Annotated in this window: 12 protein-coding genes and 5 tRNA genes; 10 read left to right on the top strand and 7 right to left on the bottom strand. The window is 64.3% G+C overall.

Translation table 11 applies throughout. From position 1 onward, the window contains the following. Positions 1-11 precede the first annotated feature (11 nt). From AC3WW4_RS12265 to AC3WW4_RS12255, 3 genes are all read left to right on the top strand, one after another. Positions 12-87, top strand: a tRNA-Gly gene (locus AC3WW4_RS12265). 14 nt (positions 88-101) lie between these two features. Beyond that, positions 102-175: transfer RNA gene (locus AC3WW4_RS12260), tRNA-Cys, on the top strand. Positions 176-221: 46 nt separating this feature from the next. After that, positions 222-297, top strand: a tRNA-Gly gene (locus AC3WW4_RS12255). 202 nt (positions 298-499) lie between these two features. Here the strand turns inward: AC3WW4_RS12255 and AC3WW4_RS12250 are convergent. Then, positions 500-588: transfer RNA gene (locus AC3WW4_RS12250), tRNA-Leu, on the bottom strand. 169 nt (positions 589-757) lie between these two features. Here AC3WW4_RS12250 and AC3WW4_RS12245 point away from each other — a divergent pair. Continuing rightward, a tRNA-Gly gene (locus AC3WW4_RS12245) sits at positions 758-833 on the top strand. 108 nt (positions 834-941) lie between these two features. On the opposite strand, the gene murI is transcribed toward AC3WW4_RS12245, so the two are convergent. Then, positions 942-1,784, bottom strand: coding sequence for a glutamate racemase (gene murI / locus AC3WW4_RS12240; RefSeq protein WP_488828772.1), 843 nt, complete (start codon positions 1,782-1,784; stop codon positions 942-944). A gap of 175 nt (positions 1,785-1,959) precedes the next feature. Here murI and AC3WW4_RS12235 point away from each other — a divergent pair, with 175 nt between their 5' ends. The 4 genes from AC3WW4_RS12235 (at position 1,960) to AC3WW4_RS12220 (ending at position 6,624) form a co-directional block, all read left to right on the top strand. Further along, complete coding sequence (locus tag AC3WW4_RS12235; protein ID WP_488828770.1) at positions 1,960-2,709, top strand: electron transfer flavoprotein subunit beta/FixA family protein; 750 nt, start codon at positions 1,960-1,962, stop codon at positions 2,707-2,709. Between the two features lie 11 nt (positions 2,710-2,720). After that, complete coding sequence (locus AC3WW4_RS12230; RefSeq protein WP_488828768.1) at positions 2,721-3,653, top strand: electron transfer flavoprotein subunit alpha/FixB family protein; 933 nt, start codon at positions 2,721-2,723, stop codon at positions 3,651-3,653. A gap of 88 nt (positions 3,654-3,741) precedes the next feature. Next, complete coding sequence (locus tag AC3WW4_RS12225) at positions 3,742-5,547, top strand: acyl-CoA dehydrogenase (protein WP_488828766.1); 1,806 nt, start codon at positions 3,742-3,744, stop codon at positions 5,545-5,547. A gap of 111 nt (positions 5,548-5,658) precedes the next feature. Then, the gene (locus AC3WW4_RS12220; protein ID WP_488828764.1) at positions 5,659-6,624 is read left to right on the top strand and encodes an NAD(P)H-dependent flavin oxidoreductase; all 966 of its coding nucleotides are present in this window, start codon (positions 5,659-5,661) and stop codon (positions 6,622-6,624) included. A 56-nt stretch (positions 6,625-6,680) separates the two neighbouring features. On the opposite strand, the gene AC3WW4_RS12215 is transcribed toward AC3WW4_RS12220, so the two are convergent. From AC3WW4_RS12215 to AC3WW4_RS12205, 3 genes are all read right to left on the bottom strand, one after another. Beyond that, the gene (locus tag AC3WW4_RS12215; RefSeq protein ID WP_488828762.1) at positions 6,681-8,510 is read right to left on the bottom strand and encodes a sensor histidine kinase; all 1,830 of its coding nucleotides are present in this window, start codon (positions 8,508-8,510) and stop codon (positions 6,681-6,683) included. A 5-nt stretch (positions 8,511-8,515) separates the two neighbouring features. After that, positions 8,516-9,238, bottom strand: coding sequence for a response regulator (locus AC3WW4_RS12210; RefSeq protein ID WP_488828760.1), 723 nt, complete (start codon positions 9,236-9,238; stop codon positions 8,516-8,518). Positions 9,239-9,430: 192 nt separating this feature from the next. Then, positions 9,431-10,276, bottom strand: coding sequence for an urease accessory protein UreD (locus AC3WW4_RS12205; protein WP_488828758.1), 846 nt, complete (start codon positions 10,274-10,276; stop codon positions 9,431-9,433). 111 nt (positions 10,277-10,387) lie between these two features. Here AC3WW4_RS12205 and AC3WW4_RS12200 point away from each other — a divergent pair, with 111 nt between their 5' ends. Further along, on the top strand, positions 10,388-10,933 hold the full coding sequence (locus AC3WW4_RS12200; RefSeq protein WP_488828756.1) for a DUF1415 domain-containing protein: 546 nt from the start codon (positions 10,388-10,390) through the stop codon (positions 10,931-10,933). 12 nt (positions 10,934-10,945) lie between these two features. Continuing rightward, a complete protein-coding gene (locus tag AC3WW4_RS12195) occupies positions 10,946-11,863 on the top strand; it encodes a prenyltransferase (RefSeq protein ID WP_488828754.1) in 918 nt (305 codons plus the stop codon). A gap of 99 nt (positions 11,864-11,962) precedes the next feature. Here the strand turns inward: AC3WW4_RS12195 and AC3WW4_RS12190 are convergent, their stop codons facing one another. Both AC3WW4_RS12190 and AC3WW4_RS12185 read right to left on the bottom strand, forming a co-directional pair. After that, entirely contained in the window at positions 11,963-12,652 is a 690-nt protein-coding gene (locus AC3WW4_RS12190) for a YceH family protein (RefSeq protein ID WP_488828752.1), read from the bottom strand. 45 nt (positions 12,653-12,697) lie between these two features. Continuing rightward, positions 12,698-13,639, bottom strand: coding sequence for an alpha/beta fold hydrolase (locus tag AC3WW4_RS12185; protein ID WP_488828750.1), 942 nt, complete (start codon positions 13,637-13,639; stop codon positions 12,698-12,700). Positions 13,640-13,691 lie beyond the last annotated feature (52 nt).

Below are 13,691 nucleotides of genomic sequence, written 5' to 3'. Positions count from 1 at the left end.
GCGCGCAATATGCGGGATTAGCTCAGTTGGTAGAGCGATACCTTGCCAAGGTATAGGTCGAGAGTTCGAGTCTCTTATCCCGCTCCAAATTTCGAGTTGTTGGCGCGGTAGCAAAGCGGTTATGCGTCGGATTGCAAATCCGTTGAGCCCGGTTCGACTCCGGGCCGCGCCTCCAGTCAAGCCTTCAGGCCCAACCAGCCTGGAAGCAGCATAGTGAATATGCGGGATTAGCTCAGTTGGTAGAGCGATACCTTGCCAAGGTATAGGTCGAGAGTTCGAGTCTCTTATCCCGCTCCAATTCAAAGGGAGTCCATGAAAATGGACTCCCTTTTTGCTTGGGCGATCGGCGGGCGATCAAGCTCGGGCGCAACGGATGTGCTGAACAGGCAAGGGCGAACCTTGGCGGTGCTGCCAGGTGCCGAAGGCGTGTGCTGGATGGCGCGCAGACCTTCCCAGGTCAGGCGATGCCCGCGTCTCCGTGAGTGGCGGATTGCGAGATTGGTGCCCCGGACCCGACTCGAACGGGCACGACGTTTTGGCGTCGGCGGATTTTAAGTCCGCTGTGTCTACCGATTTCACCACCAGGGCTGTGGCGGCAAGTGTAAGGTGAGCCGGCGCGCCTGATGGTTGTGATGAAAGTTCACAACACTCTTGCGAAAGGGTGCGAAACACAGGCATAATATCGTTCTTCGCTGATCGCCACACCAAGTCGATCAAGACGAGAGTCAAGCGAGCGTTGCCAAGCAAGGCAGCACATGCGGGATTAGCTCAGTTGGTAGAGCGATACCTTGCCAAGGTATAGGTCGAGAGTTCGAGTCTCTTATCCCGCTCCACATCTCCAAAGGGAGCCTGTAAACAGGCTCCCTTTTTGTTTTCCGTGTCGCCGTTGTGCGGCCCGCACAGCGCGTCATGCGCAGGCTGTGGCGCTGACGGACTGCGGTTCAGGGCAGGGCCTGTGCTTGGGTCTCTAGATTCAACCAGCGTCGCACGATCTGGCTCAGGAGCGCGGGGTTGCCGCTGCTCCAGAAGCGAATGTGGCCGCCAGCAGTCTGAGGCGTGCACGCCGGTAACTCGGTCACGAGGTGGGCCACATGGCGTGCCACCGCATCCGAGGTGTCGATGATTCGCACCTCCGGGCCCAACACCTGTTCGAACAGGGGGCGCACGAAGGGGTAGTGCGTACAGCCCAGCACGATGGTGTCGCTGTGTGCCTCCTGCAGCGGCCGGGCAAATTCCGCCACCAACTCGCGCAGGCGTGGCGTGTCCAGTTCGCCACCCTCGATTTCTTTGGCCAGGCCTGGGCAGGCCTGCAAGGTGATCTCGGCGTTGCGCCCGTGGCGCTCCACCAGGTGCTGAAACTTCGGGCTGGCCAGGGTGCCCGGTGTGGCCAGTACACCGATCCGTCCACTGGGTGAGTGGGCCACAGCCGGTTTCACGCCCGGCTCCACACCGACGATGGGTACGTCGGGCCAGCGGGCGCGCAGGTGTTGTGCGGCCGCGGCTGTCGCCGTATTGCATGCGATCACGATGGCCTGTGCACCTTGCGTCAGCAGGAAGTCGGTGATGTACTCACTGCGCGCGATGATGTCGGCCACGTCCTTTTCGCCGTAGGGCGCATGGCCGGAGTCGGCCACGTACAACATGTCGGCCAGCGGCAGGTACTGGTGCAGCGCGCGCAGCACCGAAAGGCCGCCCAGCCCAGAGTCAAAGACACCGATGCGTCGATGCAGTCCTTGCTGGACCGGAAGTGTGGCGGTGTCTGAGACAGAAGCGGGGGCTGACATGGCGCAAAAAAACGGCCTTCACGGGGACGGCTTTGGCTGCGAACTCGCGTATTGTCTGTCTTTTGCGAGCTTGGGGGGTTCACGAGCCCCGAAGTCACGCTAGAATCGAACGATCGTGCTTTTTTAGGCGCGGCAAATTTTTACTCAACTTCCTCATGACGCAGGAGAACATCGCATGAAGGTTCTGGTTCCGGTCAAGCGGGTTGTGGACTACAACGTGAAAGTTCGCGTGAAGTCTGACGGCTCTGGTGTCGACATTGCCAATGTCAAGATGAGCATGAACCCCTTCGACGAAATCGCCGTCGAAGAAGCCACGCGCCTGAAAGAAAAGGGCGTGGTCACGGAGATCATCGCGGTCACCGTGGGTGTGGCACAAGCTCAGGAAACCCTGCGCACGGCCATGGCCATTGGTGCCGACCGTGGCATCCTCGTGGAAACCGACGCTGAAGTGCAGCCCCTGGCCGTGGCCAAGGTACTGAAGGCGCTGGTCGACAAGGAAAAGCCCGATCTGATCATCCTGGGCAAGCAAGCCATTGACGACGACAGCAACCAGACAGGCCAGATGCTGGCTGCCTTGGCTGACCTGCCGCAAGGCACGTTCGCTTCCAAGGTGGAAGTGGCCGATGGTTTCGCCATCGTGACCCGTGAAGTCGACGGTGGTCTGGAAACCGTGAAGCTGAAGTTGCCTGCTGTCGTGACGACCGACCTGCGTCTGAACGAGCCGCGCTACGTCACGCTGCCCAACATCATGAAGGCCAAGAAGAAGCCCCTGGAGACCGTCAAGCCGGCCGACCTGGGTGTGGACGTGGCCCCGCGCATCAAGACCCTGAAGGTCGAAGAGCCTGCCAAGCGCTCGGCTGGCATCAAGGTGGCCGATGTGGCGACCCTGGTCGACAAGCTCAAGAACGTCGCCAAAGTGATCTGAGGAGATAACCCATGACCGCTCTCGTTATTGCTGATCACGACAACAACAGCATCAAGGCCGCCACCCTGAACGTGGTGACCGCTGCCAAGGCCCTGGGTGGCGATGTGCACGTGCTGGTCGCTGGTGCCAATGCTGGTGCCGCTGCTGCTGCCGCCGCTCAGATCGCTGGCGTTTCCAAGGTGCTGCACGCCGACGGCGCCCAGTTCGCCGATGGCCTGGCTGAAAACGTGGCCGCCCAAGTGCTGGCCGTGGCCGGTGGCTACAGCCACCTCCTGTTCCCGGCGACCGCTACGGGCAAGAACGTGGCCCCCCGCGTCGCTGCCAAGCTGGACGTGGGTCAGGTGTCGGAAATCACCAAGGTGGTGTCCGCTGACACGTTCGAGCGCCCGATCTACGCCGGTAACGCCATTGCCACCGTGCAATCGGCTGACGCCGTGAAGGTGCTGACCGTGCGTGGTACCGCGTTCGACGCGGCTGCCACCTCCGGTGGTTCCGCTGCGGTGGAAACCGTGGCTGGCGTGGCTGATGCGGGTTCCTCGTCCTTCGTGGGCCGTGAGGTGACCAAGTCCGAGCGTCCTGAGCTGACCGCTGCCAAGATCATCGTGTCCGGTGGCCGTGCGCTGGGTTCGGCTGACAAGTTCAACGAAGTGCTGCCCCCGCTGGCTGACAAGCTGGGCGCTGCCATCGGTGCTTCGCGCGCTGCGGTGGACGCTGGCTACGCTGCCAACGACCTGCAAGTGGGTCAGACCGGCAAGATCGTTGCCCCTGAGCTGTACATCGCCTGCGGTATCTCGGGCGCCATCCAGCACTTGGCCGGCATGAAGGATTCGAAGGTCATCGTGGCCATCAACAAGGATCCCGAAGCCCCGATCTTCCAGGTGGCCGATTTCGGTCTGGAAGCTGACCTGTTCGTGGCTGTCCCCGAACTGGTCAAGGCGCTGTAATCTGGTCCAGATGGCAGGCGCAGGTCTGCATCATTGAGCCATCTGGGGCGTCTTTCGAGGCGCCCCTTTTCGTTTATCGGAGAACAACATGAGTTTTCGCGCCCCCGTCAAAGACCAGCTCTTTTGCATGAAGGAGCTGGCTGGCATCGATCAGGTTGCCACCATTCCCGGCTTTGAAGACGCCGGCTATGAAACCGCTCAGGCTGTGCTGGAAGAGTCGGCCAAGTTCAACGAAGGCGTGGTCGCGCCCTTGAACTGGTCGGGCGACCAGGACCACGGTTCGTGGGACAACGGCGTCGTGCGTGCGTCGAAGGGTTTCAAGGAAGCCTACGCTGCCTTGGCCGAAGGTGGCTGGCAAGGTCTGGGTCAACCGCTGGAGTACGGCGGCCAGGGCCTGCCCAAGATCATTGGCGCGGCTTGCGTTGAGCAGACGATGGCTGCCAACCTGAGCTTCTCGCTGTGCTCCATTTTGACGGGTGGCGCCATCGAAGCGCTGCTGACGGCGGGCAGCGACGAGCTCAAGACCCGCTACATCCCCAACATGGTGTCGGGCAAGTGGACGGGTACGATGAACCTGACCGAGCCGCAAGCCGGCTCCGACCTGGCCCTGGTGCGCTCCAAGGCGGTCAAGCAGGATGACGGCACCTATCGCATCTCCGGCCAGAAGATTTTCATCACCTACGGTGAGCACGACATGGTGGAGAACATCGTTCACCTGGTGCTGGCGCGTACCCCTGATGCGCCCGAAGGCGTGAAGGGCATCTCGCTGTTCGTGGTGCCGAAGTTCATGGTCAACGCCGACGGCTCGCTGGGCAAGCGCAACGACGTGTACTGCGCTTCCATCGAAGAAAAGCTGGGCATCAAGGCCTCGCCGACCGCCGTGCTGGTCTATGGCGACGACAAGGGCGACGTGGGCCCTGGCGCCATCGGTTACCTGGTGGGCGAAGAGAACCGCGGCCTGGAATATATGTTCATCATGATGAACGCGGCCCGCTACGACGTGGGCATGCAGGGCATCGCGGTGTCCGAGCGCGCTTACCAGCACGCCGTGGGCTATGCCAAGGACCGTGTGCAGTCTCGTCCGGTGGACGGTTCGGCCAAGGAGTCCGTGGCCATCATCCATCACCCTGACGTGCAGCGCATGCTGATGACCATGCGTGCGCTGATCGAAGGCGCGCGCGCGATGGCCCTGGTGGGTGCGTCGGCGTACGACAACGCGCACCACAACCCCAACGCCGAGGAGGCCAAGCAGGCGCAGGCGTTCTACGAGTTCCTGGTGCCGCTGATCAAGGGCTTCTCGACCGAGAACTCGGTGGAAGTGACCTCGCTGGGCGTGCAGGTGCACGGTGGCATGGGCTTCATCGAGGAAACCGGTGCGGCGCAGTACTACCGCGACTCGCGCATCCTGCCGATCTACGAAGGCACGACCGCCATTCAGGCCAATGACCTGGTCGGTCGCAAGACAGCCCGTGACGGCGGCGCCATGGCCAAGGCCATCGCCGCTCAGATCGCGGATCTGGAAGGCCAACTGGCTGGCCGCGACAGTGCTGCTGGCAAGAAGCTGGCCACCCAGTTGAAGGCCGCTCGCGAGTCCTTCCTGCAGGTGGTGGACTTCGTGCTCGCCAACGTCAAGAGCAACCCGAACGCCGTGTTCGCCGGCTCGGTGCCTTACCTGATGCTGACCGCCAACCTGGTGGCCGGCTGGCAGATGGCCCGCTCGCTGATCGTGGCCGAGGACAAGCTGGCCGCTGGCGAGGAGGCCGCTTTCATGACGGCCAAGATCGCCACGGCCCGTTTCTACGGCGACCACATCCTGGCGCGCGTGGCCTCGCTGCGTGACACCATCCTCCACGGTGGTGAGAGCGTGACGGCGATGCCGCTGGACGCCTTCTGAGCGTTGACCTGTTGAGTTGTCGGACAATCACCCAACAGGATTGAACGACACATTCGATGCCCTCATTCGGTCCTGACCGGTGAGGGCATTTTTCTTTGTTGAGGAGTTTTCATGGCTTTGCCCGATGTTCTGAAGCGTGTGCCTTTTCCGGTGATTGCCTCCCCCTTGTTCATCATCAGCAATCCCAAGCTGGTGATCGCACAGTGTCAGGCAGGGGTGGTGGGCTCGATGCCGGCGCTCAATGCGCGCCCGACCGAGCAGCTGGAAGACTGGTTGGCCGAAATCACCGAGGCCTTGGCTGCCTGGGATCAGGCGCACCCGGATCAGCCAGCAGCCCCGTTTGCCATCAACCAGATCGTGCACAAGAGCAACGACCGTCTGGAACATGACATGGCCCTGTGCGCGAAGTACAAGGTGCCCATCGTGATCACTTCGCTGGGCGCACGCGAGGATGTGAACCAGGCCGTGCACAGCTGGGGCGGCGTGGTGATGCATGACATCATCAACAACCGGTTTGCGCGCAAGGCGATCGAGAAGGGCGCAGACGGCCTGATCGCGGTGGCGGCCGGCGCCGGTGGCCATGCCGGGACGACCAGTCCGTTTGCGCTGGTGCAGGAAATCAGGGAGTGGTTTGACGGTCCCTTGGCCTTGTCAGGCTCGATCGCGCATGGTCGCGCCATCTTGGCGGCGCAGGCGATGGGGGCGGATTTTGCCTACATCGGCTCGGCTTTCATTGCGACCGATGAGGCGCGTGCGGCCGAGGCTTACAAGCAGATGATCGTGGACAGCAGCAGCGCCGACGTGGTGTACAGCAGCAAGTTCACCGGTGTGCATGGCAATTACCTGCGCGGCTCGATCGTCAACGCCGGGCTGGACCCCGAGAACCTGGGCGAAGGTGACCCCAGCGAGATGACCTTTGGCAGCGATCGCGATGCCAAGCGGGCCAAGGCGTGGAAGGACATCTGGGGTTCGGGCCAGGGCATTGGCGCGGTCAAGCAGGTGCTGCCGGCGGCCGAGCTGGTGGCGCGTCTGAAGGCGGAGTACGTCGAGGCGCGTCGCGCCCTGTGCGGCGGCTGAGCCCGGCGTTGACGGTCCGGCGGATGGGTGCGCTGACCCCTGGTGGATGATGGGGGTCAGCGCTGCCCGAGTTTGAATGCGATCAAGGCGCGCAGGCGGGTTGGGATCACCGGCTTGAGCAGCAGGTGGAAGTCTTCGCTTCGGGCTTCGGTTTCGTGGCCGCTCATGGTGCTGCCGGTGACCATGATGACGGGCAGGTCGGGGCCGAAGCGTGCCCGCATGAGGTGGATGACCTCGATGCCCGTGCGCTGCTCGGGCAGGCGGTAGTCGGCAATGAGCAGGTCGGGGTGTTGGTCGGTGTCGCTTGACCAGGCCGCCACGGCATCCAGCGTGTCAAAGGCGCTGACGGTGGCACCCCAGCCTTTGAGCAAGATTTCCAGCCCTTCGGCGACGGCAGGCTCGTCTTCCACGACGACGATGTGGCGCCGGTCGAGGGTGATGGCGGGGCGTGGCTTGGCGGGGGTGTCGGCAACAGGTGCACGCACAGGCTTGCCGATGGGCAGCAGCAGCGTGAAGACGCTGCCGTGACCTGCGCGGGAGCGCAGGCTCAGTGGCGCCTCCATGAGCTTGGCCAGACGTTTGACGATGGCCAATCCCAGGCCCAGGCCTTTGCGATGGTGGGGCTCCAGCGGGCGCTTGCTCTGGGTTTGGTAGAACTCTTCAAAGATGCGCTCCTGCTCCTTGGGCAGGATGCCGATGCCGCTGTCCCACACTTGCAGACACAGTTGGTCGCCGCGGGTGCGGCAGCTGACGAGGACGCCACCGTCTTCGGTGTAGCGGATGGCGTTGGAGATGAGGTTGCGCAGGATGCGTTCGACCACGAGTGGGTCGGCGTAGGCGTGGTGCCGCGCGCCGTGAAAGCGCAGGGACAGGCCCTTTTCAAAGGCGGTGGGCTCGAAGTTCAGGCGCAGGCGCTCGAAGAGGGCGCACAGGGGGAAGTGCTCGGGCTGGATGTCAATGCCGCCGGTGTCGATTTTGGTGATGTCGAGCAGTTCGCTGAACAGTCCTTCGAGCGCATCGACCGAGCTGTTGATGCTGTGAACGAGGTGGGCCACTTCGTCGTCCTTGCAGCGCTGGCGCAGGGCTTCGGCAAACAGGCCCAGGGCGTGGAGGGGCTGGCGCAGGTCGTGGCTGGCGGCGGCAAAGAATTGGGTTTTGGCGCGGTTGGCGAGTTCGGCCTGGTGCTGTGCGTTTTCGGCGGCCGCCATCTCGGTACGCAGGCGTTGGGCCAGCTGCTGGGTCTGGACCCGCAGGCCCACCATTTCGCCGAACATGTTGTAGAAGGCTCGCCCCATGGCCACGGTGCACAGGCACATCAGGGACCAGATGCCGGCGAGGTAGAGGTTGTCGGTGCCGCCCAGCAGGGCGGTGTGCACGATCATGGGGACGAAGTACAGGCCCATGCAGGCCAGGAACAGCCTGGGCTGTGAGGACATGTAGGGTACGGCGCCGATGGCGAACGAGTACACCGTGAGCATCAGCGCGGTGCGCTCGAAATGGCCGCCATGTTTGTAGAACAGCACGGCGGCCACGCTCCACAGGCCCGCGCCAATGACGGCGCCGGTGTTCCAGCGGTAGAGCCAGCGTTGGGCGTCGATGGGGCCTTGCCGCATGGCCCGCTCGTGCCCCAGCAGGTTGAGGAAGCGGGCAGCCCATAGCAGCGCGAAAGCCGCACTCCAGGCCCACAGCCACGAGCGGGGCACATGGTGCCAGTACACCAGGGTGGTGACCACGAAGCCCAGAAAGTGACCCATCAGGGCGGCGCTGGTCTGGCGGTAGACCAGGCGTGCGCTGTCTTGCGTCAAGGCATGGCTGTTGGGCCGAGGGACCAGGGTCGCGTCGTGGGAGACCGGGAGATGCGTGGGTGGCAGGGTGCCCGCAGCCATGGGGCTCAACGGCTGTGCCAGGCGCTGCTGTGTTGCAAGCCGCTCTGCTTTTGCAGGATCTGGCTGACGGCGATCACGGCCTGGGTGCGCGAACTGACGCCCAGCGCACGCAGCACGGCGGCGACGTGGTCTTTCACGGTTTCGACCGACAGGCCGAGTTCGCGGGCGATCAGCTTGTTGGGCTGGCCTTTGAGGAGGAGGTGCAGCACATCGGTCTGGCGTGGCGTGAGGCCCAGTTGCTGCAGCGAGGGCATGGTCTGGAAGCCCGAATCACGGGATTCTTGCTGGACCTGGCGCGCGTAGGGCGATTGGCTGAACTGGGCGCTGAGTTCGCTGCCCATGCTCATGGGGGGCACATAGACACCGCCCGAGATGACCTGTTGCAGGGCTTCGACGAGGGTTTCGTTGGTGGCGCGCTTGGGGACGAAGCCCATGGCACCCATGTCGATGGCGCGGATGACGTCGCTGGTGCGGTCGGAGGCGGAGATGACCACGACGGGCAGGGCCGGGTAGCGAGAGCGCAGCTCGCCCAGGAGGTCGAAGCCATCGGCATCGCCCAGGTGCAGGTCGAGCAGCACGAGGTCGTAGCTGGCATCCTGGCGCAGGGTATTGCGGGCACTGGCGCCGCTGTCTGCCGCCGAGACGGTGACGCCGTCTCCGAGGCCCTGGATGACCGACTGCAAGGCGGCCAGGATCAGGGGATGGTCGTCGATCAGCAACACCTTCATGCATTTACTCCTGCTTGTTTGTTCTTTGAGTGCGTCGGGGCAAGACCTTCACAAAACAACGCCAGTGCAACCAAAGGGAGCCGTTTTCGCATGATCTGGGGGCCAGACGCGCGACATCATAGTGCTGAGGTCTATGACGTAAGGGTTGTAAGTGTCTGCGTTTGTAAGTTTCAGGGCCTTGTTTGAGGGGGGTCAGGTCCGCCACAAGCGCGAGGGGCAAGGTTCGAGCTGCCAGGCCAAGGTGCGCCATTGGCTCCAGACCGAGACGAGCAGGTCCATGAGCGGTTCGACCCGGGGGGCCAGGGCACGCAGAACGACGACTTGTTCGTGTGCGCTGGTGCTGCCACTGGTGGCGCACAGCGGGTGCTCGGTGTGAAGAGCGCGGGCCGCGTCTAGCAGGGCTTCGCGCCGGGCACGTGGCAGGGCGGTGCCACTGGCGAACCAGAGGGTGCCCATGACACGGTGGCCGGCCCAGCCCAGGGGGCTGTCGAGCAGCAGGCTATCAGTGGCGGCCACGGTGCCGCGCTCCAGCCAGACGCCGGGCAGGTCGATCTCCTGGGTGTAGCGGCCGTGGGGGTGGGTGGGGTCGTCAAAGGGCTCGCCTGCAGCGGGCAGGCCCAGGGCCAGGACGTCCCAGCCGAACATCTCGGCGCGGGGGGCGAGGTCGAAGCGCATGCGGTTGCTGGCAACGCAGCCCCGGTAGGCGATGGTTTCGAGCGGCAGCCATTCGAGGCGGCTGTCGTCGTCCAGGCGAGCGTGCAGGGTTTGCTGGGCTTCATCTCCGGCGCTGCGGTAGAAGCGGGTGGCGCCGGGGGTGGTGATGAGCGCGTGGCTGCCGGACGCCAGGTGGGCATCGACCTGGAGCACGTCTCCGCCGACGATGCCGCCAGGCGGGTGCACCAGTACGTGGTGACAGACGCCGGGGCCTTCGGGGTAGAGGCGTTGCAGGACGCGCAGCGGGCCGGTGTGGCGGTCGAGGGCGATGGTGCGTTCGCCATCGCGGCGGTAATCCAGGTTCAGTTGACCGAGCCAGCTCATGGGCCTTGTGTACGCAGGAATTGCGCCAGACAGCAGTGGGAAAAGCCCAGTTTAAAGCGGATGCGGTGCCGCGGGCCGGTGCGCTGGGCCGACAACGGCGACAATCGCGGCATGAGCATGGAACACGACACCGTCATCGAAGACACCCGCAACTGGTTGGTCAAGGCCGTCATCGGCTTGAACCTGTGCCCGTTTGCCAAAGGGGTGCATGTGAAAAACCAAGTGCGCTACCGCGTGTCGGACGCCAGCACGCCGGAGGGTTTGCTGGAAGATCTGATCGAGGAGTTGACCTTCCTGCGTGACGCCGACCCCGAGGAGGTGGACACGACCTTGCTGGTGCACCCCGGTGCGTTGCAGGATTTTCTGGACTTCAATGACTTCCTGGATGTGGTGGACGCCGCGGTGGAGGAGTTGGAGCTGGATGGGGTTTTGCAGGTGGCGAGTTTCCATCCGGATTACCAGTTCGCGGATGCGGACCCGGATGACATCGAGAACTATAGCAACCGCGCGCCGTATCCGACGCTGCACCTGATCCGTGAAGAGAGCCTGGACCGGGCGATCGAGGCCTTCCCCGAGGCCGAGGACATCTACGAGACCAACAAGGCCACGCTGCGCAAGCTGGGCCTGGCCGGTTGGAAGAAGCTCTGGCAGGTGTGAGGGAATTGATTCATGGCGAGTGAGCACCCCTGGTGGGGCCCGGCGCGGGTGCCGTTTTTGCTGTTGACGCCCGCCTGTATGGCCTTGGGCGTGGCGTGGAGCGCCTGGCAGTTGGCACAGTTGGGGCAGAGCCTGAATGCGCTGGACGCGCTCTTGTGCGTGCTGGGCGCGCTGGCGGCGCACGTGGCGGTGAACGCGCTCAACGAGCACCATGATTTCCGCAGTGGGCTGGATCAGAGCACGCAGCGGACGCCGTTCAGTGGGGGCAGCGGGGTCTTGCCCGCGAACCCCGCGTTGGCGCCGGTGGCCTTGGCGATGGGGTGGGGCGCCTTGCTGGTCACCGTATTGACTGGGCTGTACTTTGTGGTGAGCCGGCCGACGTTGTTGTGGGATCTGGCGCCGCTGGGCTTGCTGGGTGTGGCGGTGGTGGTGTCGTACACGCCTTGGCTGACGCGCCATCCGTGGCTGTGCCTGATGGCGCCCGGTTTGGGCTTTGGGCCTTTGATGTTGCTGGGCACCGAGGTGGTGTTGACCGGGGCGATGTCGTGGCAGGGCTTGGCCTTGTCGGCCTTGCCCTTCTTTCTGGCCAACAACCTGCTGTTGCTCAACCAGTTTCCGGATGTGGAGGCGGACCGGTCGGTGGGGCGTCGTACCTTGCCGCTGGCGCTGGGCCGCGCGGGCAGTGTGCCGGTGCTGGGCTTGCAGTACGGTTTCGCGTTTGGCGCGGTGCTATTGGGGCTGGCCTTGGGTTGGTGGCCTGCCGCCACGGGTTTGGCGGTCTTGGGCTTGCCGCTGGCGGTGAGCGCCTGGCAACGCGCTCAGGTGTACGCCGATGATCTGCCCGGGCTGCAGCCGGCCATGGGACTGAATGTGGCGGTGAACCTACTGAGCCCGGTGTTGGCGGCGGTGGGGCTGATGTTGTCGCTCTGAGCGTCATCGGATGCGAGGTGCATCGACGGGGGGGAGGCAAGTTTGACTGGGCGGGCTTGCTCCCACCGGGCGCGTGGCTCGGTGGGGTGGTTTGGGGCTTCAGTCGGCGCTGAGGCTGCTGGCGTCCACGCCCAGTTCGCTGGCCAAGCGGGTCACGAGGCTGCGCAGCGCAGCGATCTCGGCGGCCATGCGGGCTTGTTCTTCACGCAGGGAGGCAAGTTCGGCCTGAAGTTCCGCGGTGGCCGGGCCGGAAGGCGTGGCGTGGCCGGAGGAGGCACCACCCTGGGCGGTTTCAGCCACCTCGCCACACAGCAGGTGGGCCCAGCGGGATTCGCGGGCACCCGGAGCGCGGGGTAGCTTCACGACGCGCGGAGGCTCTTTGGCCGCCAACTCGTCCAGAAAGGCTTCGACCGAGGAAACGTCGGCAAAACGGTGCAGGCGCTCGGTGTGCAGGCGCAACTCGGCTGCGGTTTGCGGGCCACGCAGCATCAACAGGGTGAGCAAGGCCACGGCCTGGCTGGGCACGCCCAAGCCACGGGCGGCGTTGTGGTCGAAGCGCACCACGCGGTTGCCGCTGACTTCGCTGACAAGGCTGAGCTCGCGCAGGCCGTTGACGGCCTCCAGCACCTCGGCTTCGCTCAACTGCATGACCGGCTCGCGCGCGGTTTTCTGGTTGCAGCCCAGGGTGAGGGCGTTGAGCGACAGCGGGTAGCTGTCAGGGACGGTGTGCTGTTTCTCTACCAGCACGGCAAGGACTCGGGCTTCTTCGGGCGTCAACGGGCGCGTCATGGTCTGAACTCAAGGCAAGGTGACTGATGACCATACCACGCAGGTTCAGCGGCCTCTTCGGAAGGCCAGATAAGCCTGTGCAGAGGTTTCGGGCACTTCCATCACGGGCATGTGTCCCACGCCGTCGAACACCACCACCTTGGCTTGCGGCAGCAGCTTTTGCAGCACCGGGATGGTGGCGGGGCTGATCACGCGGTCGAGTTGGCCCCACATGATGAGGGTGGGGGTGCACAGGCCGCGGATACGCTTTTCGGTCGGCTCGCGGACCATGTCGTTCATGATGGCTTGCTCGCGTTCACGGTCGGCCAGTCGCTGGCGGGCGAAGACGCGGGCGATGGGCGGGGGCAGCTGCGGCGGGCGGGCCATCACAACCGAGAGAAAGCGCGGGAAGTCGTTCTCGTCGCGCAGCAGCAGCGGATTGGGCTCTCCCCGGCGGATGGTCAACTGGACCTCGCTCGGTGGGGCAGACCAGATGCCGGCTGTGTCGATGAGCCAGAGGCTGCGCACCTGGCTGGGGTTCAGGGCGGTGTAGGTCAGGGCGATCTGCCCGCCCATGGAGATACCGCCGAGGTGAACGGGGCCCAGGCCGAGTTGCTGCACGAATGCCTGCAGACGACGGGCTTGCGCTTGCGGTCCATAGGACACGCCTTCGGGGCGGGAGGAGTCTCCGAAGCCGATGAGGTCCGGGATGATCAGGCGTTGGTGATCAGTGAGGTGGCGCGCGACGGCCAGCAAGGTGTCCTTGTTGCCACCGATGCCGTGCAGCAGCACCAGGGGCTCGCCCTGGCCGCCATCCAGGTAGGCCATGCGGGTGCCATCGGGCAGGATCAGCGAGCGGGTGTGCAGGCCCGCTTGGGTGCGCAAGGCAACCATGATCGCCTGGGTGGTTTGTGCCGGTGCCCAGTACATGAAGCCGACCAACACAGTGCCGATCAACACCGCCATGGCCAGCAAGGTCAGCAGGACAAGTCGTATGCGCCTGAACATGGTGGGCCTCCGATAGGCAGAGGCGCTGGACATGCGCCTCTGCTGGCATGTT

This window comes from Aquabacterium sp. TM01 (genome assembly GCF_057808345.1).
This window is presented reverse-complemented; position numbering and strand designations above follow the sequence as displayed.